Origin of the sequence: Novosphingobium sp. ST904 (assembly GCF_001298105.1) — a bacterium.
Taxonomy (GTDB): Bacteria; Pseudomonadota; Alphaproteobacteria; order Sphingomonadales; family Sphingomonadaceae; genus Novosphingobium.
This window is the reverse complement of the sequence record NZ_LGJH01000123.1, coordinates 14,477-41,378: the sequence shown is the minus strand read 5'-3', so window position 1 is coordinate 41,378 and position 26,902 is coordinate 14,477. Positions and strand designations below refer to the sequence as shown.

At 66.1% G+C, this 26,902-nt stretch carries 16 protein-coding genes, 1 tRNA gene and 4 pseudogenes; 11 read left to right on the top strand and 10 right to left on the bottom strand.

Features of this window, described 5'->3' with window-relative positions; genetic code table 11:
- Nucleotides 1–24: 24 nt before the first annotated feature.
- The 9 genes and pseudogenes from katG (at nt 25) to trxA (ending at nt 15,472) form a co-directional block, all read left to right on the top strand.
- Nucleotides 25–2,229 (top strand): catalase/peroxidase HPI, encoded by a 2,205-nt coding sequence (gene katG / locus ADT71_RS06545; protein ID WP_054435860.1) that lies wholly within the window; start codon nt 25–27, stop codon nt 2,227–2,229.
- A gap of 178 nt (nt 2,230–2,407) precedes the next feature.
- Nucleotides 2,408–3,828, top strand: a pseudogene (gene ahcY / locus ADT71_RS06540) (adenosylhomocysteinase).
- A 202-nt stretch (nt 3,829–4,030) separates the two neighbouring features.
- Nucleotides 4,031–6,383 (top strand): annotated as a pseudogene (locus tag ADT71_RS06535) (PAS-domain containing protein).
- On the top strand, nt 6,380–6,841 hold the full coding sequence (gene tsaE / locus ADT71_RS06530; RefSeq protein WP_054435859.1) for a tRNA (adenosine(37)-N6)-threonylcarbamoyltransferase complex ATPase subunit type 1 TsaE: 462 nt from the start codon (nt 6,380–6,382) through the stop codon (nt 6,839–6,841). Before ADT71_RS06535 ends, tsaE begins: the two are co-directional and overlap by 4 nt.
- Nucleotides 6,838–7,836 carry an aminoglycoside phosphotransferase family protein gene (locus tag ADT71_RS06525; RefSeq protein WP_054435858.1) on the top strand — a complete coding sequence of 333 codons (999 nt, stop codon included), beginning with the start codon at nt 6,838–6,840 and terminating at the stop codon, nt 7,834–7,836. Before tsaE ends, ADT71_RS06525 begins: the two co-directional genes overlap by 4 nt.
- The gene (locus tag ADT71_RS06520) at nt 7,833–8,558 is read left to right on the top strand and encodes a nucleotidyltransferase family protein (RefSeq protein ID WP_054435857.1); all 726 of its coding nucleotides are present in this window, start codon (nt 7,833–7,835) and stop codon (nt 8,556–8,558) included. Before ADT71_RS06525 ends, ADT71_RS06520 begins: the two co-directional genes overlap by 4 nt.
- The gene (addB, locus tag ADT71_RS06515; RefSeq protein ID WP_054435856.1) at nt 8,551–11,562 is read left to right on the top strand and encodes a double-strand break repair protein AddB; all 3,012 of its coding nucleotides are present in this window, start codon (nt 8,551–8,553) and stop codon (nt 11,560–11,562) included. The genes ADT71_RS06520 and addB overlap by 8 nt, the downstream gene beginning before the upstream one ends.
- Nucleotides 11,559–15,070 (top strand): annotated as a pseudogene (gene addA, locus ADT71_RS06510) (double-strand break repair helicase AddA). Before addB ends, addA begins: the two are co-directional and overlap by 4 nt.
- Before the next feature lie 81 nt (nt 15,071–15,151).
- Nucleotides 15,152–15,472: a thioredoxin gene (gene trxA, locus ADT71_RS06505; protein WP_054435855.1), complete on the top strand. Its 321-nt coding sequence runs from the start codon at nt 15,152–15,154 to the stop codon at nt 15,470–15,472.
- 149 nt (nt 15,473–15,621) lie between these two features.
- Here the strand turns inward: trxA and ADT71_RS06500 are convergent, their stop codons facing one another.
- The 6 genes and pseudogenes from ADT71_RS06500 to ADT71_RS06475 all read right to left on the bottom strand — a co-directional run bounded on the left by ADT71_RS06500 (nt 15,622) and on the right by ADT71_RS06475 (nt 21,009).
- Nucleotides 15,622–16,500, bottom strand: a complete 879-nt coding sequence (locus tag ADT71_RS06500; RefSeq protein WP_054435854.1) for an OmpA family protein — start codon at nt 16,498–16,500, stop codon at nt 15,622–15,624.
- 637 nt (nt 16,501–17,137) lie between these two features.
- On the bottom strand, nt 17,138–17,950 hold the full coding sequence (locus ADT71_RS06495; protein WP_054435853.1) for an inositol monophosphatase family protein: 813 nt from the start codon (nt 17,948–17,950) through the stop codon (nt 17,138–17,140).
- Between the two features lie 23 nt (nt 17,951–17,973).
- A complete protein-coding gene (locus ADT71_RS06490) occupies nt 17,974–18,597 on the bottom strand; it encodes a glutathione S-transferase family protein (protein WP_054435852.1) in 624 nt (207 codons plus the stop codon).
- 2 nt (nt 18,598–18,599) lie between these two features.
- Nucleotides 18,600–19,825: pseudogene (argJ, locus tag ADT71_RS06485) on the bottom strand (bifunctional glutamate N-acetyltransferase/amino-acid acetyltransferase ArgJ).
- A gap of 159 nt (nt 19,826–19,984) precedes the next feature.
- Nucleotides 19,985–20,275: a hypothetical protein gene (locus ADT71_RS06480; RefSeq protein ID WP_054435851.1), complete on the bottom strand. Its 291-nt coding sequence runs from the start codon at nt 20,273–20,275 to the stop codon at nt 19,985–19,987.
- Entirely contained in the window at nt 20,272–21,009 is a 738-nt protein-coding gene (locus ADT71_RS06475) for an acyltransferase family protein (protein ID WP_197282931.1), read from the bottom strand. The genes ADT71_RS06480 and ADT71_RS06475 overlap by 4 nt, the downstream gene beginning before the upstream one ends.
- 151 nt (nt 21,010–21,160) lie before the next feature.
- On the opposite strand from ADT71_RS06475, the gene ADT71_RS06470 reads away from it, so the two are divergent.
- Together ADT71_RS06470 and secA are read left to right on the top strand one after the other, a co-directional pair.
- On the top strand, nt 21,161–21,439 hold the full coding sequence (locus ADT71_RS06470) for a hypothetical protein (RefSeq protein ID WP_054435849.1): 279 nt from the start codon (nt 21,161–21,163) through the stop codon (nt 21,437–21,439).
- A 104-nt stretch (nt 21,440–21,543) separates the two neighbouring features.
- Complete coding sequence (secA, locus tag ADT71_RS06465; protein ID WP_054435848.1) at nt 21,544–24,288, top strand: preprotein translocase subunit SecA; 2,745 nt, start codon at nt 21,544–21,546, stop codon at nt 24,286–24,288.
- A gap of 137 nt (nt 24,289–24,425) precedes the next feature.
- Here the strand turns inward: secA and ADT71_RS33075 are convergent, their stop codons facing one another.
- From ADT71_RS33075 to ADT71_RS06450, 4 genes are all read right to left on the bottom strand, one after another.
- A complete protein-coding gene (locus tag ADT71_RS33075) occupies nt 24,426–25,241 on the bottom strand; it encodes a HAMP domain-containing sensor histidine kinase (protein ID WP_231635658.1) in 816 nt (271 codons plus the stop codon).
- 27 nt (nt 25,242–25,268) lie between these two features.
- On the bottom strand, nt 25,269–25,718 hold the full coding sequence (locus tag ADT71_RS33070) for a hypothetical protein (protein ID WP_231635656.1): 450 nt from the start codon (nt 25,716–25,718) through the stop codon (nt 25,269–25,271).
- Between the two features lie 175 nt (nt 25,719–25,893).
- Nucleotides 25,894–25,968 (bottom strand) — tRNA-Asn (locus tag ADT71_RS06455).
- A gap of 132 nt (nt 25,969–26,100) precedes the next feature.
- Nucleotides 26,101–26,880 carry an NAD kinase gene (locus ADT71_RS06450; protein WP_054435868.1) on the bottom strand — a complete coding sequence of 260 codons (780 nt, stop codon included), beginning with the start codon at nt 26,878–26,880 and terminating at the stop codon, nt 26,101–26,103.
- Between the last annotated feature and the right edge of the window lie 22 nt (nt 26,881–26,902).

Sequence of the window (26,902 nt, the reverse complement as noted above, 5' to 3'; positions counted from 1 at the left end):
AGGACCGACCGGAAGGAGAATGACATGGATGCGAAGACCAGCGGCTGCCCGATGCACGGCGAGCCGGTACGATCGCTCTTGGGCCGCACCAACCGGGACTGGTGGCCCAACCAGCTTTCCCTCGACATCCTGGGCGTCAGCGGCGCCAGCCCGCTCGGCACTGGCTTCAACTATGCCGAGGCGTTCAAGTCGCTCGACTATGCGGCGGTGAAGGCCGATCTTACCGCGCTGATGACCGATAGCCAGCCGTGGTGGCCCGCCGATTACGGCCATTACGGTCCGTTCTTCATCCGCATGGCCTGGCACAGCGCGGGCACCTACCGTACCGGCGACGGGCGCGGCGGGGCCTCTTCCGGCAACCAGCGGTTCGCGCCGCTCAATTCCTGGCCTGACAACGCCAATCTCGACAAGGCACGTCGCCTGCTCTGGCCGATCAAGCAGAAATACGGCGCGAAGCTATCCTGGGCCGACCTGCTGATCCTCGCCGGCAATGTCGCCATCGAGTCCATGGGCGGGCCGACGTTCGGTTTCGGTGGCGGGCGCGAGGACATCTTTGAACCGGAGAAGGACGTCTACTGGGGCACCGAGGAGCAGTGGGTCGGGCAGGGCGCCGAAACGCGCATCCAGCCGGAGCGGGAAATGGCGCTCGAAAACCCGCTGGCGGCGATCCAGATGGGTCTTATCTACGTCAATCCCGAAGGGCCGGGCGGTGAGCCTGATCCCGTCGGCTCGGCCCGCGACATTCGCGAGACTTTCGCGCGCATGGGCATGAACGATGAGGAAACCGCTGCTCTGACAGCGGGCGGACATACGTTCGGCAAGTGCCACGGCGCGGGCGATGCCGCCAAGGTCGGCGCGGAACCGGAAGGCGCGGACATCGCGCAGCAGGGTCTCGGCTGGCAGAGCGGCCATGAAAGCGGTTTCGGCGACCACACGATCACTTCAGGGCTCGAAGGCTCCTGGACGCCCACGCCGACGAAGTGGGACATGAGCTTCCTGCACATGTTGCTCGATTACGAATACGAACTGGTCCGCAGCCCGGCGGGCGCACAGCAGTGGCAGCCGGTGGGGCAGAGGTTGGAGGATCTCGCGCCGGGCGCCCACAGCCCCGAGCGGCGCGTGCCGACCATGATGACCACCGCCGACATGGCCTTCAAGGTCGATCCGGAATATCGGCGGATTCTTGAAGGTTTCCGGGCCGACCCGGATCACTTCGCCGATGCTTTCGCGCGTGCCTGGTTCAAGCTCTGCCACCGCGACATGGGGCCGAAATCCCGCTACCTCGGCCCGGAGGTTCCGGCAGAAGACCTGCTCTGGCAGGATCCACTCCCCGCGCCCGACCATCCGGCGATAGAGGCCGGGGACGTGGCGGACTTGAAGCAGAGGATTCGGGCCTCCGGCTTGACGGTTGCGGAACTTGTCTCCGCCGCCTGGGCTTCGGCATCGACCTATCGCGGGTCCGACCATCGCGGCGGCGCCAACGGTGCACGCATTCGCCTTGCGCCGCAGAAGGACTGGGACGTCAACGAGCCGGAAAAGCTGTCGCAGATCCTGAGCGTCTACGAGCGTATCAAGGCCGATTTCGACAGTTCGGCTGCAGGCGGGAGGAAAGTGAGCATCGCCGACCTCATCGTGCTGGGCGGCGGTGTCGGCATCGAGAAGGCGGCGGCCGACGCCGGAACGCCGGTGGAAGTGCCGTTCGCGCCGGGTCGGACCGATGCCTCTCAGGCGCAGACCGACATCGAGGGCTTCGCCGTGCTGGAGCCGCGCGTCGACGGCTTCCGCAATTACCTCCAGGTGCCGTTCACTGTCCCGACCGAGGAACTGCTGATCGATCGCGCGCAACTGCTGGGCCTTGGCGCCTCCGAAATGACGGTGCTGGTCGGGGGACTGCGCGTGCTGGGTGCGAACCACGGCGGGACGAGGGACGGTGTCTTCACGACCCGCGAGGGGCAACTTACTAACGACTTCTTCGTCAATCTGCTCGACATGGGCACCGCCTGGAAGCAGGTGGACGATGCGGGAGACGAAACCTTCGTGGGCACCGATCGCGCTTCGGGCCAGCCGAAATGGTCAGCCACGCGGACGGATCTGGTGTTCGGCTCCAATTCTCAGCTCCGCGCGCTCAGCGAAGTCTATGCCTGCGCCGATGGAGGGGAGAGGTTCCTCAGGGATTTCGTGTCCGCCTGGGTAAAGGTCATGAATGCGGATCGTTTCGATCTGCACTGAAACGGGGGCTGCGGATTGCCCTGCCAAGGCTTCGGCGAGGCATATAAAGATATCTTTATATTTGCGTCGCGAATGCTGACCGGGTAGGGACGTTGCATTCGAGACGCCGGGCCTGGGCCTGCGGCCCGGCCCGGCGTCTCCCTGCAACTTGCAATACCCAGAGCATCAGGAGCTTCCCGTGGCCACTGCCCAGACCGCCGCCCAGGACTACGCCATTACCGATATCTCGCTGGCCGATTTCGGCCGTACCGAGATCGCCATCGCCGAAACCGAAATGCCGGGCCTGATGGCGCTGCGCGAGGAATTCGGCGCGTCGCAGCCGCTCAAGGGCGCGCGCATCACCGGCTCGCTGCACATGACGATCCAGACCGCCGTGCTGATCGAGACGCTGGTCGCGCTCGGCGCCGAAGTGCGCTGGGCCACCTGCAACATCTTCTCGACCCAGGATCACGCCGCTGCCGCCATCGCCGCCGCCGGCATCCCGGTCTATGCGATCAAGGGTGAATCGCTGGCCGACTACTGGGACTACGTGGGCAAGATCTTCGACTGGTCGACCGACGAAGATCCCAACCTCACCGCCAACCTGATCCTCGACGACGGCGGCGACGCCACGATGTTCGCGCTCTGGGGCGCCCGCGTCGAAGCCGGTGAGCCGCTTTTCGAACCCTCGAACGCCGAGGAAATCGAGTTCGTCCGTGCGCTGAATGCCTTCCTCAAGGCCAAGCCGGGCTACCTCTCGCGCTCAGTCAACGCGATCAAGGGCGTTTCGGAAGAAACCACCACCGGCGTCCACCGCCTCTACCACCTCGCCAAGGACGGCAAGCTGCCGTTCCCCGCGATCAACGTGAACGATTCGGTCACCAAGTCGAAGTTCGACAACCTCTATGGCTGCAAGGAATCGCTGGTTGACGCGATCCGCCGCGCCACCGACGTGATGCTGGCCGGCAAGGTCGCTGCGTTGCCGGCTTCGGCGATGTCGGCAAGGGTTCGGCCGCTTCGCTGCGCAACGGCGGCGCCCGCGTGATGGTCACCGAGATCGACCCGATCTGCGCTCTGCAGGCCGCCATGGAAGGCTATGAAGTCGTCACCATGGAAGACGCGGTGAAGCGCTGCGACATCTTCGTCACCGCCACCGGCAACGAAGCCGTCATCACCGGCGAGCACATGGAAGCCATGCGCGACAAGGCGATCGTCTGTAACATCGGCCACTTCGACAGCGAGATCCAGATCTCGGCGCTCGACAACTACGAGTGGAAGGAAGTGAAGGCCGGAACCGACCTCGTGACCTTCCCGGACGGCAAGCAGATCATCGTGCTCGCCAAGGGCCGCCTGGTGAACCTGGGCTGCGCCACCGGCCACCCCAGCTTCGTCATGTCGTCGAGCTTCACCAACCAGACGCTCGCGCAGATCGAACTCTTCGCCAAGAACGACGAGTACGAGAACCGCGTCTACGTGCTGCCCAAGCACCTCGACGAAAAGGTTGCCGCGCTGCACCTCGAAAAGCTGGGCGTGAAGCTCACCAAGCTTTCGAAGAAGCAGGCCGACTATATCGGCGTGCCTGAAGCAGGGCCGTTCAAGCCGGACCACTACCGCTACTGATTTGCTTGGTCGGGAATGCCCATCCGGGCATTCGATGCGGCACCGGTCCGCTCCCTCACCTGACCTTCCACGAGTGAACCCTTGATGGGAGGTCGGGTGAGGGAGCGGCGTGCCGCAAGTTCGTCACGGATGTGACGAGCGCACCGACAATGGTGGTCTCCCCATTGTGTTTAACGCGTCCCCGCATCATAGCCGTTGGTGAATGGACCAGGATCGCCTCGTACCCCTCCTGATCGGTCTTCTGCTCGCTGTCTGGATGCTGGCGGCGGCCTGGCGTGCTCTCCGCGCGCAGCCGGCAGAAGCGGGCCGAGAACCAGCTTCGTTCCGCGCGCCGGCTCGGCCGCATGGTCGAGGAATCGCCCGCCCTGCCGCTGCTCGTCCGTTCCGACGGCAGGATCGAGGCCAGCCCGCGCCTGGCGCAGTGGCTCGGACTGGACGGGGTGCCACAGTTCCTTTCCGAACTCGATACCGGCGAACGCGGCCTTCCGGCGGAAAAGCTGGAGGAACTGACAGAAGCCGTTCGCCGCACCCAGAAGACCGCCGCACCTTTCCGCATGGTCCTTACGCCGCGCGGGTCCACCCGTTCGCTGGCGCTGCGCGGCCATCTCGCCGATCCGCAGGTCTCGCCGGGCGGCGCGGCGCTGGTCTGGGTCTTCGATTTTTCCGACAGCGAGACCGAACTTACCCGATTGCGTGACGAAGCCTCACGGGCGAGGGGGGACTTCACTGCGCTGGTCTCCCTGATCGAGGCTGCGCCGATGCCGATGTGGTTCCGCCGCCCGGATGGCGAGCTGCAACTGGTCAACTCCGCTTATGTCGCCGCCGTGGGCGGGGACAGTGCGCAGGGCGTGGTCGCCAGCGGCACCGAACTGATCGAGAACGTCGACGGGCTCACCCCCGCGCAGGTCGCCCGCGTCGCTGCCGAAAAGGGTGCGCCGATCCAGCGCATCGTCTCCACCACGATCAACGGCCAGCGCCGCGCGATGCGCGTCAGCGACCTGCCGCTCGGCGAAGACGGGGTGGCGGGCTATGCCGTGGATATCGAAGACCTTGAGGAAATGTCGCGCTCGTTCCGCGCGTTCCGCGAGGCGCAGCGCGGCCTGCTTGACCAGCTTTCTGCCGGTGTCGCCCAGTTCGACGCCAAGAAGCGGCTGACTTTTGCCAACCAGCCGTTCCAGCGCCTGTTCAAGCTTTCGGCGCACACCATGCAGGATTTGCCCGCGTTCGAGCGTCTGCTCGATGCCGCGCGCGATGCCGGGCGCGTGCCCGAAGCGCGCGATTTCCCCGCCTGGCGGCGGGAGAAGGCCGCCTGGTTCGCCTCTGGGGATGCGAGCGAGGAAGCCTGGACCCTGGCGGATGGCACTCATCTGCGCATCGTTGCCCAGCCGGTGCCGGACGGCGGGCTCATGCTGATCGCCGAGGATCGCACCGAGCAACTGCGTCTTTCCGCCGTGCGTGACACCCTGCTGCGGACGCGCACCGCCACGTTCGACAGTCTGTTCGAATCGATCGCGGTGTTCGCGCCGGACGGGCGGATGCAAATCTGGAATCGCCGCTTCGCCGCCGACTGGGGGCTGGACAGCGATTTCCTCGACACGCACCCGCACATGCAGGATCTGCTCAAGAAGATCGCGCCGCGCCTGAAGCGCCCGGCGGAGGCGGAGATGGTCGGCGGCGTCGTGCGCACCGCGACGCTGGACCGCGCGCAGAAGGGCGGCCGCATCGCGCTTGCCGATGGCCGCATGCTGGAATTCGCGGGCGTGCCGCTGCCGGACGGTAACGGGCTGCTCGCCGTGCTCGACATTACCGATTCCCAGAAGGCCGAGGCCGCGCTTCGCGAAAGCAATGCCGCGCTGATCGAGGCGGACACGATAAAGACCCGTTTCCTTGCCAAGATGAGCTACGAATTGCGCACGCCGCTGACATCGATCGGCGGTTTCGCCGAACTGCTGGAGGCGGGCGTCGGCGGCGACCTTTCCGACAGCGGGCGCGAATATGTCGGCGCGATCCTGACTTCGGTGGAACAGCTTGGCGATCACATCGACAGCCTGCTGGACCTGTCGCAGGGTGAGGCCGGGCTGCTTCCGCTCAAGAAAGAGGAAATCGACCCCATGCCCTTCATCCGCTCCGTGGTGGAGGAGCGCGCCTCGCGGCTCCAGAAGGCGGGGCTGGTGCTGGATCTTCAGGCCAGCGGATTGCTGCGGCCGATTTCCGGTGATCGCAAGCGACTTGCTCGCGCGGTCGGGCATCTCGTGGACAATGCCATTGCCGCCTCGCGCCGGGGGCAGCGCGTGCTCGTGCAGCTCGGCCGCCGCAAATCGGGCGACGGGGAGTGGCTCCAGATTCTGGTGCAGGACCAGGGCGAGGGCATGGATACCCGCAGCGTCGCCCTTGCGCTTGACGGCATGAAGACGAGTGCCGACGGCAAGTCGGTGGAGCGCAGCCAGGGTCTGGGTCTGCCGCTCGCGCGTCAATTGGTGGAAGCGCATGGCGGCGCGCTGCGCCTCGTTTCCGAACCGGGCAAGGGGACCAGCGCTCTGGTGGAGCTTCCGTGAAGATCGCATTGCCCGACCTCGCCGCGATGGAGCGTTTCGGCCGCGCCATCGCCGAACAGCTTCGCCCTGATGACGTGGTGGCGCTGACCGGCGGCCTCGGCGCCGGTAAGACCACGCTCGCGCGCGCAATCATCGCCGCACTCGGGCATGAGGGTGAAGTGCCTTCGCCGAGTTTTGCCATCGTCGAGGTCTACGATCCGGCCCCTCCCGGACAATCGGGCGTGCGCCTGCCGCTGGTCCATGCCGACTTCTACCGCCTGTCCCATCCTTCCGAGGCCGACGAGATCGGCCTTGACGACTATCGGCAGGGCGCTGCGCTGCTCGCCGAATGGCCGGATCATGCCGGAGGCTTCGCACATGAGCCGGGCTGCCTTTCAATCGCGCTGGAAGTTGCGGATGAGGGGCGGATCGCCATTGTCGAGCCGGGGGCTGATTGGCTAGGGCGGGAGCCGAAATGAGCACGAACCTCGCAGACCTTCCCGCTGACCTCGCACCCTTCCTCGCCCAGGCGGGTTGGGCTGGCGCCGCCGTAGAACCGCTTGCCGGGGACGCATCGTTCCGGCGCTACTTCCGCGTGACGCGCGCGGACGGGCAGACGGCGATGCTGATGGATGCGCCGCCGCCCAACGAGGATCCCACGCCTTTCCTGCGTGCCGCGCGCTGGCTCGATGCCAACGGGCTGCGGGCCCCCCGCATCCTTGCCGACTGGGCAGACCGCGGCCTCGTGCTGATCGAGGATTTCGGCCACGCACGGATGCGCGATTATCTCGACCAGTGGCCGGACGACGAAACCGCCGTCTACAAGGGCGCGGTCGATGTTCTGGCGCAGCTTCGCGAACTGCCGCCGGGACCGTTCCTCGACTATTCGATGAGCGAGTACCAGCGCGAGGTACGGCTGTTCGTGGACTGGTACTGCACCGCGCAGAACCTCTACGTCGATTCCGCCGGTTTCGTTGCCGCATGGGAAGCGGTTATGGGCGAACTGCTCCCCCGCCAGCGCCCCGGCGTGACCGTGCTGCGAGACTACCACGCAGAGAACATCATGCTGCTCGGCGCCCTGGAAAAGCAGGGGCTGCTCGATTTCCAGGACGCGCTGATCGGCCACCCGGCCTACGATCTCGTCTCGCTGCTCCAGGATGCGCGCCGCGATGTCTCGCCCGAACTGGAGGCCGAGATGTTCGACCATTATCTCCAACTCACCGGCGTCGATCCCGAGACCTTCCTGGCCGATTACGCCCGCCTCGGCGCGCAGCGGAACACCAAGATCATCGGTATCTTCGTGCGTCTCTGGCGGCGTGACGGCAAGCCGCGTTATCTCGATCTCATCCCGCGCGTCTGGGCCATGCTCGAACGCGACCTCGCCCATCCGGCGCTGGAACCGGTGGCGCGCTGGTTCGATGCGAACATCCCGGCGCATCTGCGCCAGGCCAATGGCGGGAGCTACGCTGCATGAACGAGGTGAAGCTCGCCAGCGATACGGCGATGGTGCTTTCCGCCGGTCTCGGCAAGCGCATGCGCCCGCTTACCGCGACCCAGCCCAAGCCGCTGGTTCGCGTCGCTGGCAAGTCGCTGATCGACCACGCGCTGGACAAGCTCGATGCGGCGGGCATCGAAAAGGCGGTGGTCAACGTCCACTACCTTGCCGACGCGCTGGAAGGCCATCTCAAGGTGCGGCGCAAGGGCCCCGCGATCACGGTCTCGGACGAGCGTGACTGCCTGCTCGAAACCGGCGGCGGCATGGTCAAGGCCGAGGCGCTGCTGCCCGAGACTTTCTTCTGTCTCAACAGCGACAACATCTGGCTCGACGGGCCGGTGGACGTGTTCCACGAGCTTTCGCTGGCTTGGGATGCCGAAAGGATGGACGCGTTGCTGCTCATGGTGCCGCATCCGCGCGCGATGAATTATCGGGGCGACGGGGACTTCCATCTCGATCCCGTGGGCCGGGTGACGCGCCGCAAGCGCGGCCATGTCGCGCCGTTCATCTATTCCGGCATCCAGATCGTGTCGAAGCGGCTGCTGCGCGAAGCGCCCGAAGGCCCGTTCTCGACCAACCTGCTGTGGAGCCGCGCGATCGAGGAGGGCCGCCTCTACGGTATCTCGCATACCGGCCTCTGGTTCGAGGTGGGCGAACCTTCCGCGATCAGGCCGACCGAGGAATGGCTGCCCCGTGCCTGAGCGGCACGGCCCGAAAATCTATTCCATTGCTGCGCACCGTGGTTTCGCCGACGCCCTGGTCGCGGGGCTGGTGCCGCGCTATTCCGAAGGTGAACTGGGCCTCGCGCGGCTGACCTTGCTGCTGCCGAGCCGCCGTGCGATCCGCACCGTTACCGAGGCGTTCGTCCGCCATTCGGGCACGACGGATCGGCCGGGGATGCTGTTGCCGCGCATGGTCGTGGTGGGCGATCTCGATCTCGACGAAACGCTGGGCCCGCTGCTCGATCCGCTCGGCGCGGCCGAAATCGCGCCTGCTGCCGATCCGACGCGCCGCTGGCTGCGGCTTGCCCACTACTTGCGCGAGGTGGAGGGAGACGAGGCCGGAAAGGGGGCCGCCCTGCTGCGCCGTGCCTGGGAACTGGGCCGCACCATGGACAGGCTGCTGGTAGAGGGCATCGCGCCGATCGACCTCATCAGCGAGCGCGTGATCGGCATCGTCGGCGATCTTGCCGGTCACTGGACCGACAATACGCGCACCTTCCTGAAAGTGCAGCAATACTGGATCGCGGAACTGGCGGAACGCGGCGAGATCGACGCGCCTGAACGCCGCAACCTGCTGTTCGAACACGCCGCCCGCGAATGGGAGGCTACACCGCCCGCATATCCTGTCGTCGCCGCCGGCGTGACCAGCGCTTCGCCGTCGCTGGCAAGAATGCTGCGCGTGGTGAGCGAGCTGCCGGGCGGCAGCGTGGTCCTGCCGGACTTCGACCTGGCGCTTCCGCCGGAAGTCTGGGACGAACTCGGCACGGCAGGCAAGCCTGAACAACCGGACGATCCTCCGTTCGGCCGGGCCGATGCGGTCACGCATCCGCAGTACCACCTCAAGCTCCTGCTCAACCGCATGGGGATCGCGCGGGACGAGGTCGCGGCCTGGCATCGCTCCGGCTACGGCGCCTCTCCGGCCGAGCGCAGCACTGTGATATCGAACCTGTTCCTGCCGCCGCGCGCTTCGGCGGCCTGGGTCAGCCTTCCCGCCGAAAAACGTCGCCTGGCAGGGGGGCGGCTGATGGAAAGCACGCATCCCGAGCAGGAAGCGCAGGCCATTGCCGTGATGGTGCGCGAGGCGCTGGAAGTGCCGGAACGGCGGGTGGCGCTCATTACCCCGGATCGCGGCCTTGCCGGGAGGGTCGTCGCCCATCTTGAACGCTGGGGCATCACCGCGGACGATACGGCGGGACGTCCGCTCGCCCAGACAGCCGCAGGACGGCTCATGCTGTTGCTGGCTGAAGTTCTGGCCGAACAGGCGGCGCCGGTGCCGCTCATGGCGCTTCTGGTGCATCCGCTGGCTGGCGGCGGCGAAGGGCGTCCGCGCTGGCTGGAAAGTGCCCGCAAGCTCGATCTTGCCTTGCGGGGGCCGCGTCCCGGCGCGGGTCTTGCCCCTCTCGCCGAACTGGCGGAGCAGGAAAAGCTGGGCGAGTGGTGGGCCGAAGTCGAAGCCGTGCTCGCGCCGCTCTTCGCGCTGGGTGAGGCCGAGCCGCTCGAATTCCTCCTTGGCAAGCTGGTGGATGCTGCCGAGACACTGTGCGGCGAGGCGATCTGGGCCGGCGCCGATGGCCGCGCGCTGAGCGCCATGGTCGAGGAACTGCGCGCGGCGGCGGGTTCCGCAGGCACGCTGTTCGACCCGCGCGAACTTCATGCCATGCTGCGCGACGTGATGGACCGTGCTGCAGTGCGTCCGCCCTGGGGCGGGCATCCGCGCGTGTCGATCTACGGCTTGCTGGAAGCGCGGATGAGCCGCGCCGATCTCGTCATCTGCGGCGGTCTCGTCGAAGGTGTCTGGCCGGCTTCGCCCTCGCAGGACGCGCTGCTGCCGCCTGCCGTGCTGCGCGCGCTCGGCGTTCCCGGAGCGGACTTCCGCATCGGGCTGGCCGCGCACGATCTTGCAGCGGCATTGGGGGCGCCCGAAGTGGTGCTGAGCTGGGCCTTGCGCGATGCGGGCGGGCCGGTGATCCCCTCGCGCTTCGTGCTGCGCGTGAAGGCGCTGCTTGGCGAACAGGGCGACCGCCATGTCGAGAGCGAGGCCCTGCGTCTGGCCCGTATGCTTGATGATGCCGTACCGGTGCCGCCGCATCCGCGCCCGCAGCCGATGCCTTCGGCCGAACAGCGGCGTGTCGATCTGGCCGTGACCGGGCTCGACCGGCTGCGCGGAGACCCTTACGAATTCTACGCCAATGCCGTGCTGCGCCTGCGCAAGCTCGACGCGCTCGATGCCGAGCCGAGCGCGGCGTGGAAGGGGGAAGTCGCGCACAAGATCCTGGAGGACTGGCACAAGGCGGGCGAACCGGTGGACGGGCTTCACGCGATCGCACAGGCCGTGCTGACCGAGAAGAACGCGCACCCGCTGATGCGCGCCCTGTGGTGGCCGCGCCTTTCCGCTGCGCTCGATACCTTCCGGGATCTGGTGCTCGAACACAAGACCGCGGGCCGCAAGGTGATAGCCAGCGAGGCATGGGGCGACATGCGCCACCGCGACATCCGCATCCATGGCCGCGCCGACCGTATCGACCGGCTGGCCGATGGCTCGCTGGCGGTGGTGGATTACAAGACCGGATCGCCGCCCACGGCGCGCCGGGTGGAGGAAGGCTTTGCGCTGCAGCTTGGCCTGATCGCGCTGATCGCACAAGGCGGCGGATTCAAGGACATGCAGGGCCTTGAGATCGCGGGCGAGGCCAGCGGCTTCGAATATTGGTCGATGGCCAAGGACAAGGGGCGGATCGGTTACGACACCACGCCGCTCAAGGTCGGCAAGCGGCGCTCGGGCATCGAACCGGACGATTTCCTGCCCGAGACCGAGCGCTACCTGAACGATGCGCTCGACCGCTGGATTCTCGGGAACGAACCCTTCACCGCGCGCCTCAATCCCGAACTCGGCTCTTATGCGGATTACGATCAGTTGATGCGTCTCGACGAATGGATCACCTCGCTCGGCGGCCGGGAACGCGCGGGCGGGGAGGATGAGGCATGAGCGGTCCCGCCGCCGTCCATCCGCTGCACGGCAACCAGATGCTGGCGGTGAACCCGCGCGATACCGTGTGGCTTTCGGCTTCGGCCGGCACCGGCAAGACCCAGGTGCTTTCCTCGCGCGTGCTGCGGCTGTTGTTGCAGGAGAACGTCGAGCCTTCGCAGGTATTGTGCCTTACGTTCACCAAGGCGGGCGCCACCGAAATGGCCGCGCGCATCAACGGCACGCTGGCGGAATGGGTGCGGCTTGAGGACACCCTGCTGTTCCAGCGGCTGGACGCGATCGCGCGCCGACCGATCCTGACACGAGAGCGCGTGCACGCACCCTGTTCACCGCCGTGCTCGACAGTCCGGGCGGTGGCCTGCGGATCGACACGATCCACGCCTTCTCGCAGTGGCTGCTGGCGACGTTCCCGCTTGAAGCGCAGCTTGTGCCCGGCACGCGGCCGATGGAAGACCGCGAACGGGCGTTGCTGGCCCGGCAGGTGCTTGCCGATCTGCTCGTTTCGGCTGAGAACGATCCTTTCGACGGGCCGGGGCTGCTGGGTGCCATCGCGCAGCTTTCGCTGCGTCACGGGCCGGACTCGGTGGTCGATTTCCTGCTCCGCTGTGCAGGCGCACGTGAGGCCTGGTTCGGACCGGGATCGTGGCAGGCCGGCGATATCCGCAGCCACGTCCTGCGCCTGCTTGGCCTGCCTGAGGAAGCGGGTGACGAATTGCTCGCCGAAATGTGCAGCGACGATGCTTTCGACGTCCGCTCGCTGCGCAAATGCTGCGAGGTTCTGGCCGAATGGAACACCGCCACCGCGCACAAGGCAACCGACGTCCTGGTTCCGTGGCTCACCTGGAGCCCGGCGAAGCGGGCGGAGGGGATCGACGATCTCCACGCCGCGCTGTTCACCAAGGACGATGGCGTTCGCAGCCTCAACCACTTGTCCAAGCGCGATCCGGACTACGAAGGCTATGCCCTGCGCGTAGGCGAGAGCGTTGCGCGAATCCGCGAGACCAAGGCGCTGCTGGGCCTTGCCGAGAGGCTGGTGCCCGCGCTGCGGCTCGGCCGTGCCTTCGCGCTCGCCTGGGACGAGGCCAAGCAGCGCGAAGGGCTGATCGATTTCGACGACCAGATCCGCCGCGCCGCCGACCTGTTGCGCGGACAGGCCTCTGCCGACTGGATCCGCTACAAGCTGGATCGCCGGTTCGACCATATCCTGGTTGACGAGGCGCAGGACACCAATGCCGCGCAGTGGGACATCGTCTTCGCCATGGCGGAGGAGTTCTGGGCAGGCGAGGGGCAGCGCGAAGGCCATCCCCAGAACCTCATGCGCACACTCTTCGTCGTGGGCGATTACAAGCAGGCGATCTTCCGTTTTCAGGGCACCAGCCCCGAGAACTTCCGCCGGGCCGCGGACCGGGTGCGCGGCAAGATGCGCGAGGCGGCCGACAATGCGGATATGTTGCGCAGCGGTATAGCCGCGCGGCCGCTCATGGAACTGGGGCTGGACCGCAGCTTCCGCACCGCGCAGCACGTCCTCGATTTCGTGGATCAGGCCATCTCCGGCATCGGCCATGCCAGCTTCGGGCTCGACCGTCCGGCCGGGCGGCACGTCGGGCAGGAAAGGCCGGGCTACGTCGCCTTGTGGAAGCCTGTCTCCGAGCAGATCGGCGAAGACGATGACGAGCCTCTCGAAGGCGACGACAACGACGGGCAGCAGCCCAACTGGCTTTCGCGACCGGACCGCCAGATGGCCGAGCGCATCGCGCAGCAGGTGCGCGAGTGGCTCGATCCATCCGGGCCGGGCTTTACGCTGAACAAGGGTAGTCCTCGCCGTGCGGGTGCGGGCGACATCATGGTGCTGGTGCGCCAGCGCAAGGAGCTTGCCGGGCTGATCGTTGCGCGGCTTCATGCGGCGGGCGTGCCGGTGGCGGGCGTCGACCGTCTGCGTCTGGGCGCGCCGCTGGCGGTGAAGGACCTGATCGCCGCGCTGCGCTTCGCGGTGCAGCCGCTCGACGATCTCAACCTTGCCGCGCTGCTGGTTTCACCGCTCATCGGCTGGAGCCAGGCCCAGTTGCTGCAACATGGCTACCGGGACAGGAACCGCCGCCTGTGGGAGCATCTGCGCGCGCAATCGGGCCCGGAGATCGCGGCCGTTCTCCAGCAACTTGGGGCACTGCTGGCGCTGGCGGATTACGAACCGCCACTGGCGCTGCTGCACTGGCTGCTGGTCGGCCCCTGGCAGGGACGCCGCAAGCTGGTTGCACGGCTCGGCAGCGAGGCCAATGACCCGATCGACGAACTGGTCAACGCCGCGCAAGCCTATGTCGCCACGGACACGCCCAGCCTTGCGGGCTTCCTCGCCTGGTTCGACGCGGGCGACGGCGAGCTGAAGCGCGAGGCGGATGCGGCCTCCGGTCTGGTCCGGGTGATGACGGTGCATGGCTCGAAGGGGCTGCAGGCACCCATCGTGATCCTGGCGGACGCCACCGGCAACCCGGAAGCGGCGCGCGATCGGGGTTTCGATCTCTCCGATCCGCGCGATGAACGCCGCAAGGTGCCGCTGCCTCCGCTCTCGAAGGAAGAGAAGGTCGGCCGCATCGCCGCGCAGATCGCCGCCAATCGCGAGGGGGACGAGCAGGAGCACTGGCGCTTGCTCTACGTCGCCATGACCCGCGCCGAGGAAGCGTTGTTCATCGGCGGCGCGCTCGGTCGGCGCGACAGGGATGGTCCTGCCGAAAAGAGCTGGTACGCGAACTTGCGCGCGCTGTTCCCGGCTGAGGCCGAAGTCGAGGATCCGATCTGGGGCACGCGGTGCGAACATGGCCCGCCGCCTGCGCCGCTGCCCGCCGAAGTCCGTTCGGTGGAACTGCCGCTTCGCGAGCCGCTGCCGCGTTGGCTGGAACGGGCCCCGCCCGCCGAACCGCGCCCGCCGCGCCCGCTGGCGCCTTCCTCGCTGGGGGAGGACGATGCGCCCGATCCGCCTTTCCCGCCGGGTGCCGGGCGCGATGCCTTGCGGCGCGGCACGCTGGTTCACAAGTTGCTTGAACGCCTGCCGCAAGTGGAAGCGGACATGCGCGAGGAATCGGGTTGGCAATGGCTGGCCCGCAATGCTGCCGACCTGCCGGAAGACACGCGCGAGGCCATGCTGGCGAGCGCGATGGCGGTGCTTGCAAACCCGGACTGGGCGGAACTGTTCGGCCCGGCCAGCCTTGCCGAGGTGCCGGTGGCGGCCGTAGTCGGCGGGCAGGTGGTGGCGGGCACGATCGACCGTCTCGTGGTCGAGCCTGAGCGTATCCGCCTTGTGGATTACAAGACCGCACGCCGCCCGCCAGAGCGGCTGGAGCAGGTGCCGCGCGGCGTCTTGCGCCAGATGGGTGCCTATGCCGCCGCGCTGGAAGTGGCGTTTCCCGGCCGCGCCGTGGAAGTGGCGCTGCTCTACACCACGGTGCCGCGCCTGATCGAGGTTCCCGCCGAAGTGCTGGCTGTTCACAAGCCGGACTTTTCCCCGGCCCAGTAAAGCTATGCCGGGGCAGGCGTTGCCTCGAGACAATTCGTCCCTAGATTGCGTTCAACCGAGATACCCAAGGAGTTTCAATTCATGGCGACCATCGCTGTTACCGACGCCAGCTTCGAAGACGACGTTCTGAAGTCCGACAAGCCGGTGCTCGTCGATTTCTGGGCCGACTGGTGCGGTCCCTGCAAGATGATCGGCCCGGCTCTGGAAGAGATCAGCGACGAGCTGTCCGAGAAGGTGACCATCGCCAAGATGGACATCATGGCCAACACCGGCATCCCCGCCGAGATCGGCGTGAAGTCGATCCCGCTGATGGTGCTGTTCAAGGACGGCAAGCCGGTCGCCCAGAAGCTTGGCGCTGCTCCCAAGAGCGCGCTGAAGGGCTGGATCGAAGGCGAACTCTGAGGTTCGCATCGGCCTGAACCGGGGGCCTGAACCGGCCAGTCCGGCAAGGCCGCTTTTCCGGCAGGAACAAAAAAGCCCCTTCACCATCAAGGTGGAAGGGGTTTTTTCGTGCGTCTTGGGCAGGTGCCCCGTCGGCGTGGCAGGCGGCCTTACAGGCCGTCGAGGCCCTTGCTGACGAGGATATTCACTGCAACGCGACGGTTCTGCGCCTTGCCCTGCGGGGTCGTATTGTCCGCCAGCGGGTCGGCCTCGGACATGCCGGTGGGCGTCAGCATTCGGTAGGGCTTCCAGTGGCAGGCCTGCTGGAGATAATTGACGACGCTGCCGGCGCGCTTTTCGCTGAGCGTCTGGTTGAAATCGGGGCTTCCGGTGGAATCGGTGTAGCCGACCACGAGCAGCAGGGCGTTGTCCATGCCCTCGGCGGCCGAGGCCGCGGCGCAGAGGTCGTTCTTCGCCTGGGGGGACAGTGCTGCCTTGCCGGTGTCGAAGTTCACGTTCGTCGTGCCCTTGACGTTGTACTGGTCGATGTCGCCCATGCGGCCGCGCAGCGCTTCGGTGGCCGCGGTCTGTTCGGCGAAGCGCTGGTCCGTGCCGTTGTGGATCATCGACGCGGTCTTGAGATCCTTGTTCTGCAGCTTGATCTGGCTGGCCACGAGGCCGCCGCCGGATTGCATCGTCTTTACGGAAACCGGCAGGCCGTTCAGCAGCGAACTGGCGACCAGCTTGTTGCGGCCGAGCCCGAACAGGCCCTTGCTGGCGCTGATGCGGGTGGCGTCGTTCACGGCGATCACGGTGTTGGTGCCATCGGCGGCGGTAACCTGCATCCGGTCGCCGCTGCGCGCGGAAATGATGCCTTCGACGTCAGGCCCTTCGGTCATCTCGGCAGCTTCCGGCGCGGGGGCGCTGTAGCTGGCGGAAACGTCGGCTTCGGGCGGTTCCTGCGACTGCGCGGCCAGGCTGGCGGAAGCGGTGCCGGTCAGCATTGCGGCCAGCAGGAGGACTTTGGGGCTTTTGGTAATGACACTCATTGCGGCGACTCCTTAAAACTCGACCTGTCAGGCCTGCGTGATCGCAGCTTTCGTCCGACCGCAGCCGCTTCGAAAAAGCCTGGCCACCGTCGGAACCCCCTCCATCTCGTTTCAATGGCATGCGGCAGATTTGCCGCACTTGAACTTCATGGAAAGCCTGCGTGTTCAGGTTCACCTTTCCGCTGCATGAACATGTTTTGCGCCAGCAGTGCCGTGACGGTAATTCGAGTTTCCTGTGCGGCGAGTTGATGGATAGGAGGGCAGTGATCCATCGCACGGCGCGATGTATGTCCTATCTGTCCCGATGTATTGTCGTGATGAACTCTGTTTGGCGTGGTCTTGGTTGGCGAGTATTGATTTAAATGGAAATTATCTTGCACGAGTTCTTAAAGCGTTGAATTTAAAGCCTGGAGCAATTTCCTGAATTGTTCCCGCCGGATCGATGAAGCGGCCCGCGTGCAAGGCGGGCCGTTTGCGCGGCGGTGGTGTGAGGTGTCGGGGCGCCCTGATTATCGCGCGCAGGGGAACAGGGCGGCAGTTCTGCCGATTTCCCGGCAGCGCCGATCCGGGATCAATCGTACGGGCACGGTGAAGCGTTCTCCACCGCTCAATTTGGCTGGCAGGCCGCTGAAAAGCTTCAGTCTTCCAGTGCAGTGAGGCGGTTGGCCAGCGCTTCGAACAGGGCGGGCGAGGCCGCTCCGATCAGGCCCTTGCGGCCGATTTCGTCCACCCGGTAAGCGGAGCCGTCCGGGCGGGCGCATTTCCCGCCCGCCTCGTTGAGGAACAGCGCGCCCGCCGCATGGTCCCAGGGCAGGGTGCGCTCGAACACCGCGACGTCGTTCTGGCCAAGGGCGAGGCGAGGGTATTGCTCTGCGGCGCAGCGGGGAATGTCTACCATGCGGTAATGCGGGGCGACTTCGGTGCGCAGGCGTTCGCGGCGCGATTCCTCGGTGAAGATCAGCGAGATCGCGGCGACGGGCGGCGTTTCGCCCGTGGCGCGGGCAGTGAGGCGCTCGCCGTCTACCCAGGCGCCGCCGCCCGCCGAGGCGCGGCAGAAGCGGCCGGTCAGGCAGTCGAGTATCCAGCCGCCCAGCGTCTCGCCCTTATCTGCCAGCGCGATCAGCATGCCGAACGGGGCCTTGCCCGAGGCGAAATTGTTGGTGCCGTCCAGCGGGTCGACGATCCAGCAGAGCCGGTCCTTGAGCTTGAGCAGCTCGTTCTCGTCAGCGAACGTCGCTTCCTCGCCCACGACCGAAGCCTCGGGGAGGAGGGTGATAAGGCGCTCGGTCAGGATCGCCTCGCTCTCACGGTCGGCCACGGTGACGACGTCGTTCACCGCCTTGCTCACGATCTGTTCGCTCGACAGCGACTGGTAGTGCGGCAGGATCACATCGCGAGAGACTTCGCGCATGATCGTTTCGACCGCGATGTTGAGCGTGGAGGTGATCATGCAGGAGGCCTTTTGACGGAGGATCAGGTGAGCGGGATCATGACCTGCCGGGCATAGCCCTTGCGCTCACGAATGCGGGCGTACCATTCGGCCAGCGCGGGAAACTCGGGCTTCTCGAACGGGAGCGAGAACCAGGTATAGGCGTATACCCCCATGGGAATATCGCCCAGGCCGAACTCCCCGCCGGAAAGCCAGGGCTTTTCGGACAAGTAGCGTTCCAGCACGACAAGGTGCGCGGCGCAGGTTTTCACGTCACGCTCGATAGCGGGCATGTCCCACTGGTCCTGCGGGGTGCGGGCCATCGAAAGGAAGGGCAGGCGCTGGGCGTCGGCATAGGTGATCTGCCAGTCCATCCAGCGGTCGGCCAGCGCGCGGTCGATGGGATCGGGCTGGAACCAGCGATCGCCGCCGTATTCGGCCGCCATGTAGCGCAGGATCGCGTTCGATTCCCAGAGGACGAGCTTGCCGTCCTCGATCATCGGCACCAGCCGGTTCGGGTTCTTGGCGAGGTACTCCTCGGTATAGCCGAACGAACCGCCGATATCGTGGCGCACGTAGTTCAGGCCCAGTTCCTCGGCGAACCAGGCGACTTTCTTGACGTTGTGGGAGTTGAGGCGCCCCCAGATGGTGAATTGCGGCCCGGCCATCGTCAGCTCCGATAGTCGGCGTTGATCGAGATGTAGCCGTGCGTCAGGTCGCAGGTCCACACGGTGGCGGCGCCTTCGCCAAGGCCGAGGTCGACCTCGATAGTGACGTCCTGCCCCTTGAGGTGCGCGGCGACGGGCGCTTCGTCATAGTCGGCGAGCGGCAGGCCCTCACGCGCGGCCCAGGTGCCGCCGAAGCCGATGGAGAGCTTGTCGCGGTCCGCCGGTTCGCCTGCCTTGCCCACGGCCATGACGACGCGGCCCCAGTTGGCGTCTTCCCCGGCGATGGCGGTCTTCACCAGCGGGGAGTTGGCGATGGCCATGCCGACCTTGCGCGCGCTTTCGTCGGAGACGGCGCCGGTAACGGCAACCTCGATGAACTTCTGCGCGCCTTCGCCGTCGCGCACGACGAGGTGGGCCAGCTGGCGGCAGACGTCATGAATCGCGGCGGCAAAGGCATGGGCGCCGGGCGAGGCGATCGACGAGATCGGCGCGTTGCCGGCCTTGCCGGTGGCGAAGGCGAGCACGGTGTCGCTGGTGGAGGTGTCCGAATCGACGGTGATGCACGAGAACGTGCGGAAGTTCGCGGCGGAGAGGCATTCCTGCAGGAAGGCAGGCTCCACGGCGGCATCGGTAAAGATGTAGCCGAGCATCGTCGCCATGTCCGGCGCGATCATGCCCGATCCCTTGATGACGGCGGCGAGGGTCACCTTGGTTTGGCCAATCATCGCCGTGGCCGTCGCGCCCTTGGCGAAGGTATCGGTGGTGGAGATGGTGTTGGCAACGTCCTCCCAAGAGCAGGGCTCTGCGGTGAGCGCCTTCTCCACGCCTTCGCGCGCCTTGTCCTTGGGCAGCGGCACGCCGATCACGCCGGTGGAGGAGACGAAGACCTGTTCGCGCGGGCAGCCGATGTGCGCTGCGACCTGGTCCATGATCTGCTCCACGCCTCACGCCCGCGGTAGCCGGTGAAGGCGTTGGAGTTGCCTGCATTGACCACCAGCGCGCGGGCGAAACCCTGCTTCACATTGTCACGCCCCAGTTCGACTTCGCTGGAACAGCACAGGTTCCGGGTGAACACGCCCGCAACTGCGGTGCCTTCGTCCAGTTCCACGTAAGTCAGGTCGCATCGGCCCCAGTCCTTGTACCCGGCGCGCACGACGTGCGGCGTGACGCCGGCGATCGGCGACATGGCGGGGAAGGGCGAGGCGAGCGGTGAAGTGGGATAGGCCATGGGCAAAGCGACTAGCGCGTGGGTGTGACAGGTCAAGCGTCGGAAGAATGGTTTGAGGCGATCTGCCCGGCAGTGACGCGGCGCGCGGTTCGATCCGGCCCGTGACGCCAGGGGTGCGGCAATCGAGAGCGAGTTTCCCGGGCATGTGACGCTTACGAACTAGGCGAGGCGCGTTTCGTCCCTGGCGCTGGCGCGAGGATAGGGTGCCGTCCTGCGGCGTCTTGCGGATGACAGGGCAAGGATGGCTGCCGCCAGCAGAGCCGGAAAAATCCCGAAAAGCCGTCCTCGCTCGCCGCCGCCGAGTTGGCTGGCCAGCATGAGGATCGGGAAATGAACGGCATAGAGCGGGAAGGACAGGCTGCCGAGCAGGGCGAGCGGCCGTTCGGCGATGCGCGGTGGTGTGGCGGTCGCCGCAATCCAGAACAGCGGCGGAAACCCGAGCGAAATCACAAGGGCGTCGCGATCCAGACCGGCAGTGGAACAAGCGGCAGCAGCGCCACGACGGCGATCGGCATGAGCAGCGCGATTCGCCAGTCGGCGGCGCCTGCGGGCCTGCGGGCGCGCAACCGCCGCGCCATGACGATGCCCAGCAGGTAGGACCATCCCCCTCGCAGCAATCCGGCCGGCAACTGGCGCAGGTCCCCGCCGAGGTCGCCGTCACCCGCGCGGGCCATCAGCATGACCAGCCCGGCCAGGCAGGCCAGGGCCAGAAGCGCAAGCTTCGCGTCGGTCAGGCGATGAAGCTTCATACCATGAAGCAGGTTCAGAGCCAGTTCGGCGAACAGCGACCATTGCGGCGTATTGGCGGGGAACGTCATCCCGCCGGTCAGCATCGGGACCATGGCGAGGGATAGCACGAAGGCCGCAAGCGCGAGGCCGCCGTTGCCGGTCGCGCCGAACAGGGCGAAGGCGCCGGGAATCGCTCCGGCCGCCACCATCGGCAGAAAACGGCGGAAGCGCCGGCGCAGAAATGTGATCGCATCGATTCCCGCGCCGAACCGGGGTTCGAATGCCAGCGTCAGCACGAAGCCGGAAAGCAGGAAGAACAGGTCCACGAAAAGGTAGCCGCGCGTAAAGGCGGGGAAGGGGGCGGAAAGCCGGGCGTGGAAGACGAGCACGCCGATCGCTGCGAATCCGCGCAGTCCGTCAAGCAGCAAGAGTCTTTCGCCCGGATCGGTTTTCACTGCGCTCGCTTCGTGATGGACCTGCAACTGCGGAATAGCGCGCCAATCGTTAAGGCGGCGTTTTGGGCTTTACGCCGCGGGCTGTGCGCTAAATCCGGCGATGCGCGATGGGTTGTGGACTATTCATCCTGCGCCCCCTATCTGATCCGCCATGGCAAACCGCCTGCTCCTGACCCTGCTGGCCCTGTTGACGGGCCTCGCCGCGCAGATCGGCCCTGCCGACGCGCGCGCGTCGCAGGTTGCCAGCCTGCAGGTCGTGCTGATCGAAGCCGCCGTCGCCGCCAAGGCACCGCGCGCGCCGGTCGCCCTTGCACAGCTTCCCGAACCGGGCCTGCGCAATACCCGCCGCCATGCGCCGCCGCTTGTCGCGGTGCCGGAATCGCCGGCGGTACCCACGGTGCTCACCGGGATAGACCGCGCGCGCGAATAAGCGCGCCGGGCATTCGCAACCTCGCGAAAACCTTTTCACGTGCCCGCGCGTCATGCGGGTGCGTCCATCCGACATAAGCCTTCACGAAAACAGGGATTCCCGCCATGTTCGGCGCCATCGCCAAGTCCATTTTCGGTTCGTCCAACGACCGTTACGTCAAGTCGCTCGATAAGGTCGTTGGCCAGATCAACGCCTTCGAGCCCGTGCTGGAAGCCTATAGCGACGAGGAACTGGCCGGCCAGACCGTCAAGTTCCGCGAACTGCTGGCCAATGGCAGCACGCTTGACCAGATCATGCCGGAAGCCTTCGCCACCGTGCGCGAAGCCTCGAAGCGCGTGTTCGGCATGCGCCACTTCGACGTGCAGATGATCGGCGGCATCGTGCTCCATCGCGGCGAGATCGCCGAAATGCGCACGGGCGAGGGCAAGACCCTGGTGGCGACCACCGCCACCTACCTCAACGCGCTTGAGGGCAAGGGCGTGCACATCGTCACCGTCAACGATTACCTCGCCCGCCGCGACGCGGAGCAGATGGGCAAGCTGCACAATTTCCTCGGCCTGACGATCGGCGTGATCGTGCCGAACCTCAACGAATACGAACGCCGCGAAGCCTATGGCGCCGACATCACTTACGGCACCAACAACGAGTTCGGCTTCGACTACCTGCGCGACAACATGAAGCATGAGCGCAGCCAGATGGTGCAGCGCCCCTTCAACTTCGCGATCGTCGACGAGGTCGACTCGATCCTGATCGACGAGGCGCGCACCCCGCTCATCATTTCCGGCCCGACCGACGACAAGTCGGAGCTCTACATCCAGGTCGACGCGGTCGTTAAGCAGTTCGTTCCCGAGGACTACGAGACCGACGAGAAGACCAAGAGCATCAGCCTGACCGAGGACGGTGTCGAGAAGGCCGAGCGCATGCTCGAAGCCGCCGGCCTGCTCGTCGGCTCGAACCTCTACGACGTCGAGAACACGCAGGTGGTCCACCACCTCGACCAGAGCCTCAAGGGCGTGGTCATGTTCAAGCGCGACATCGATTACATCGTCAAGGACGGCAAGGTCGTCATCATCGACGAGTTCACCGGCCGCATGATGGACGGCCGCCGCTGGTCGAACGGCCTGCACCAGGCGGTGGAAGCCAAGGAAGGCGTCCGCATCGAGCCCGAGAACCAGACGCTCGCCTCGATCACCTTCCAGAACTACTTCCGCATGTACCCCAAGCTTTCGGGCATGACCGGCACGGCCGCCACCGAGGCGCCGGAATTCTACGACATCTACAAGATGAACGTCGTCACCATCCCCACCAACGTGCCGGTGCAGCGCGTGGACGAGGAAGACGAGTTCTACAAGAACACCCACGACAAGTTCGGCGCCATCGCCAAGCTCATCCGCGAGCGTTACGAAACCGGCCAGCCCGTCCTCGTCGGCACCGTGTCGATCGAGAAGTCGGAGCTGCTGTCGGACTTCCTCAACAAGGAAGGCGTCAAGCACTCGGTGCTGAACGCGCGTTTCCACGAGATGGAAGCGCATATCGTTGCGCAGGCCGGTTCGCTTGGAGCCGTGACGATCGCCACCAACATGGCCGGTCGCGGCACCGACATCCAGCTTGGCGGTAACGTCGAGTTCCGCGTCGAGGACGAACTGCGCGACATGCCCGAGGGGCCGGAGCGCAACGAGGCCATCGCCCGCATCAAGATGGAAGTCGCCGAGCAGAAGCGTCTCGTGCTCGAAGCCGGCGGCCTCTGCGTGATCGGCACCGAGCGCCACGAAAGCCGCCGCATCGACAACCAGCTGCGCGGCCGTTCGGGCCGTCAGGGCGACCCCGGCCTTTCGAAGTTCTACCTCTGCCTGGAGGACGACCTCCTGCGCATCTTCGGCCCGGACACGCTCTTCGCCAAGATGATGAACAGCAACCTTGCCGATGGCGAGGCGATCGGTTCCAAGTGGCTGTCCAAGGCCATCGAGACCGCGCAGAAGAAGGTCGAGGCGCGCAACTACGAGGTCCGCAAGCAGGTCGTCGAATACGATGACGTGATGAACGACCAGCGCAAGGTCATCTACGAACAGCGCGCGGACATCATGGATGCCGAGACGGTGGACGAAGTCGTCGTCGACATGCGCAACGACACGGTCAACGCCATCGTCGCCGATGCCTGCCCGGCCGGCTCCTATCCCGAGCACTGGAACGTCGAGGCACTCAAGGCCAAGTCGCTCGACGTTCTGGGCATAGAAGTGCCGATCGAGGACTGGATCGAGGAAAGCGGCGTCGATCCCGAGCTGGTCGAAGAGCGCGTGGCCGCCATGGCTGCCGAGCACATGAACGCGAAGATGCTGCAGGACGATCCGGCGATCTGGCGCCAGGTCGAGAAGTCGATCCTGCTCGACCGTCTTGACCACTACTGGAAGGAGCACCTTTCCACCCTCGACGCGCTGCGTCAGGTCGTGTTCCTGCGGGCCTATGCCCAGAAGACCCCGATCAACGAGTACAAGACCGAGGCCTTCAGCCTGTTCGAGCGCATGCTCGACCAGATTCGCGAAGACGTGACGCGCATCCTGTCGGTCAGCGAACTGCGCATCCCGGAACCGGCCGCGCTGCCCGAACTGCCGGACTTCCTGACCGGCCACATCGACCCGCTGACCGGTCTCGACAATTCGAACGACGGCGACGGTTCGGCCTTCATGCCCGAACTGTTCGGTTCGCTGGCGGGCAGCCCGCAGGCCGGTGTCGGCGTGGGAGCCGGTGGCACCGGGGAGAACCCCTATGCCGACCTGCCGATCAGCCGCAATGCGCCGTGCCCCTGCGGTTCGGGGCAGAAGTACAAGCATTGTCACGGCGCGCTCGCCTGAGGCGGTGAAGGGTCCGGCGCGGCGAATCTGTCGCCGTTTCGGACCTGACCTGTGACGATGAAACGATAACGCGCATCGCTCGATGCCGGGCCGTTATCGTTTCCGCCTACAGGAACCCTCGCGACCTGCCTCGCCGCCTAGGCCACCGGCACCCGGATCCGCGCGATGAGGCCGCCGCAGGGCGATGTCGCGAAGGAAAGCTGGCCGCCGAACCGCATCATCAGCCGGTGCGCGGTGGGAATGCCCAGCCCGAAGCCCGGCGTATCGCGCGTGCGCGCCTCGTCGAGCCGGAAGAACGGGGTGAGCACATCCTCGAAATGGCCGGGCGGAATGCCGGGTCCGGCATCCTCCACCTCGATGATCCAGCCGCGATCTTCGTGGCGGACGGTGAGGTCTGCGCGGCCGCCGAAGCGGATCGCATTCTCGACCAGCGCGCCGACCGCCAGCGAGAGCGGTTCCGGGAACGTCTCCACCGTGGCGCCGCCTGCCGGAGTCAGCCTGGCGCGATCCTCGTAAGGGGCGATGGCGGCGGCGGCGAGCTGGTCCAGGTCCACAGGTTCCGGTTCCGAGGAGAGGTGCTGCGCGCGCAGGTAGCCCTGGAGCGAGGCGAGCAGGCCTTCCATCTCATTGATGCTGGACTGCATGATGTCGGCGATCTCGCGGTCCTCGATCAGGTCCGTGGCGATCTGCTGGCGGGAAAGGGGCGTGCGAAGGTCGTGGCTGATCGCTTCGAAGGAGCGGGCCTGGTCTTCCAGCAGGCGCGCGATGCGCTCCTGCATCATGTTCATCGAATGGGCGAGGTCGCGCAGGTCTTCGGGGCCGCTCTCTCGGATTTCCACGCGCTGGCCGTGGCCGATGGCATCGGCGGCCTGGGTCAGGCGGCGGAGCGGGTTGGTGAGCAGCCGCAGCGCGACGAGGCCGATGGCGATGCAGGCCAGCGCGGTGCAGAGCATCAGCACGCTGGCGCGCAGGGCGATCGGCTACATGGACGTGATGTCGCGCGAGCGGAAGTTCAGCCACTTGCCGTCGGCGAGACGGATCGAGCCGACGAGATCGCGTTTGCCGCCGTGAGCGTCGGAAGTGGCGAGATGGAGTTGCCGCGCGGCGAGCGAGGGTTCCCATTCGATGACTTGCCCGGCGATTCGCTCCAGCGTGTCCGAATCCGTCGTGACGGAAACGGCGGGTGCGGGGGCGAATTCGGCCTTGAGGTGGCCGGTTGTCATGATCGGTGCGGCAAGATCGGGATGAAGCGCGTGGATGCGATCGCTGACGACGATGAGTTCGGCGATTCGGCGGGCATGGTCTGCGCGCAGGGTCTGGCGGTCGATGGCCTGGTAGAGCAGCAGGCTGCCCACGAGTTGGACCACGCCCAGCGACAGGAAAACCACGGCGGCTAGAACCGCAAGACGCGGAAAACTGATTCGGGGCAACACCATTCCTCTCGCAGAGCGCCCGATTCTTATACGCGATCTGCGGCGACGCCCGAAATCAGCGCTCTCACCGGAGAGGCCGTTCGTCAATGCGGAGTGATGTGTGGGAAACGTTTTGATACGCGCGCCTTGCGCCGAGCCCTTTCTTCATGCCTTCCGTGGAAGGAGAAGAAAGTGGCTCCCCGAGTAGGATTCGAACCTACGGCCATTCGATTAACAGTCGAATGCTCTACCGCTGAGCTATCGGGGAGCAGCCTGTCAGTGTTTCCACCGCCGGGCAGGAGTGCGCCTATAAAAGGGGTCCTCCGGGTTGGCAAGCGCTCTGTGCGGAAAATGTCGAGAAAACTTTTCCACAGGGCAGGCGCCCCATTCGGGCAATTCCTCAGACCTGGAACTGCTCCGCGAAGATGCGTTCCTCCAGCGTGAAGCCGGGGTCGAACAGCAGGGTGAGTTCCTTCTCGGGATTGGCAACGATGCGCACGGTCCGCACGTCGCGCACTTCCTTCTGGTCGGCCACGGCGGCGACCGGGCGCTTGCCGGGTTCCCGGATGCGGAATTCCACTTCGGCGCTTTCGGGCAGGATGGCGCCCTTCCAGCGGCGCGGCCGGAACGGGCTGAGCGGGGTGAGGGCCAGCATGCGCGATCCCAGCGGCAGGATCGGGCCGTTGGCGGAAAGGTTGTAGGCGGTCGATCCCACGGGCGTGGCCACCAGCACACCGTCGCCCACGAGTTCCTCCATGCGGACCTTGCCGTTGATCGTCACTTCCAGCTTGGCGGTCTGGCGGGTTTCGCGCAGCAGCGAGACCTCGTTGATCGCGTAGTAGACGAATTCGCGGCCATCGTGGCTGGTGGCATGCATCTGCAGCGGGCGCACCGGAACCTCGTGAGCTTCGGCGATGCGCTCGGCGATGGCCACGCCGTCATGCGGGCCGTTCATGAGGAAGCCGACCGTGCCCAGGTTCATGCCGTAGACCGGCTTTATCACGTCGCGGTCGAGCATTTCGTGCAGGACGTGGAGAAGAAAGCCGTCTCCGCCGACGACGACGAGAATGTCCGCCTCCACTGGATCAACCCAGGGGTGCGAGCGGCGAAGCTGCGCGGACCCGAGTTGGGCCTTGGCGCTGTCCGACACGATAAGCGCCAGTTTCGGTTCGTCAGCCATCGAATTCCCCAGCAACATTTCG

Bases quoted from the DNA above. Each gene is read 5' to 3' on its own strand.
- secA (WP_054435848.1), top strand. From the start codon at position 21,544: ATGTTCGGCGCCATCGCCAAGTCCATTTTCGGTTCGTCCAACGACCGT.
- katG (WP_054435860.1), top strand. From the start codon at position 25: ATGGATGCGAAGACCAGCGGCTGCCCGATGCACGGCGAGCCGGTACGA.
- ADT71_RS33075 (WP_231635658.1), bottom strand. From the start codon at position 25,241: ATGCTCTGCACCGCGCTGGCCTGCATCGCCATCGGCCTCGTCGCGCTG.
- ADT71_RS06520 (WP_054435857.1), top strand. From the start codon at position 7,833: ATGAACGAGGTGAAGCTCGCCAGCGATACGGCGATGGTGCTTTCCGCC.
- ADT71_RS06495 (WP_054435853.1), bottom strand. From the start codon at position 17,950: ATGATCACCTCCACGCTCAACATCGCGGTCGAAACGATCATGCGCGAA.
- ADT71_RS06490 (WP_054435852.1), bottom strand. From the start codon at position 18,597: ATGGCCGGGCCGCAATTCACCATCTGGGGGCGCCTCAACTCCCACAAC.
- ADT71_RS06500 (WP_054435854.1), bottom strand. From the start codon at position 16,500: ATGAGTGTCATTACCAAAAGCCCCAAAGTCCTCCTGCTGGCCGCAATG.
- ADT71_RS06470 (WP_054435849.1), top strand. From the start codon at position 21,161: ATGGCAAACCGCCTGCTCCTGACCCTGCTGGCCCTGTTGACGGGCCTC.
- ADT71_RS06450 (WP_054435868.1), bottom strand. From the start codon at position 26,880: ATGGCTGACGAACCGAAACTGGCGCTTATCGTGTCGGACAGCGCCAAG.
- ADT71_RS06525 (WP_054435858.1), top strand. From the start codon at position 6,838: ATGAGCACGAACCTCGCAGACCTTCCCGCTGACCTCGCACCCTTCCTC.
- trxA (WP_054435855.1), top strand. From the start codon at position 15,152: ATGGCGACCATCGCTGTTACCGACGCCAGCTTCGAAGACGACGTTCTG.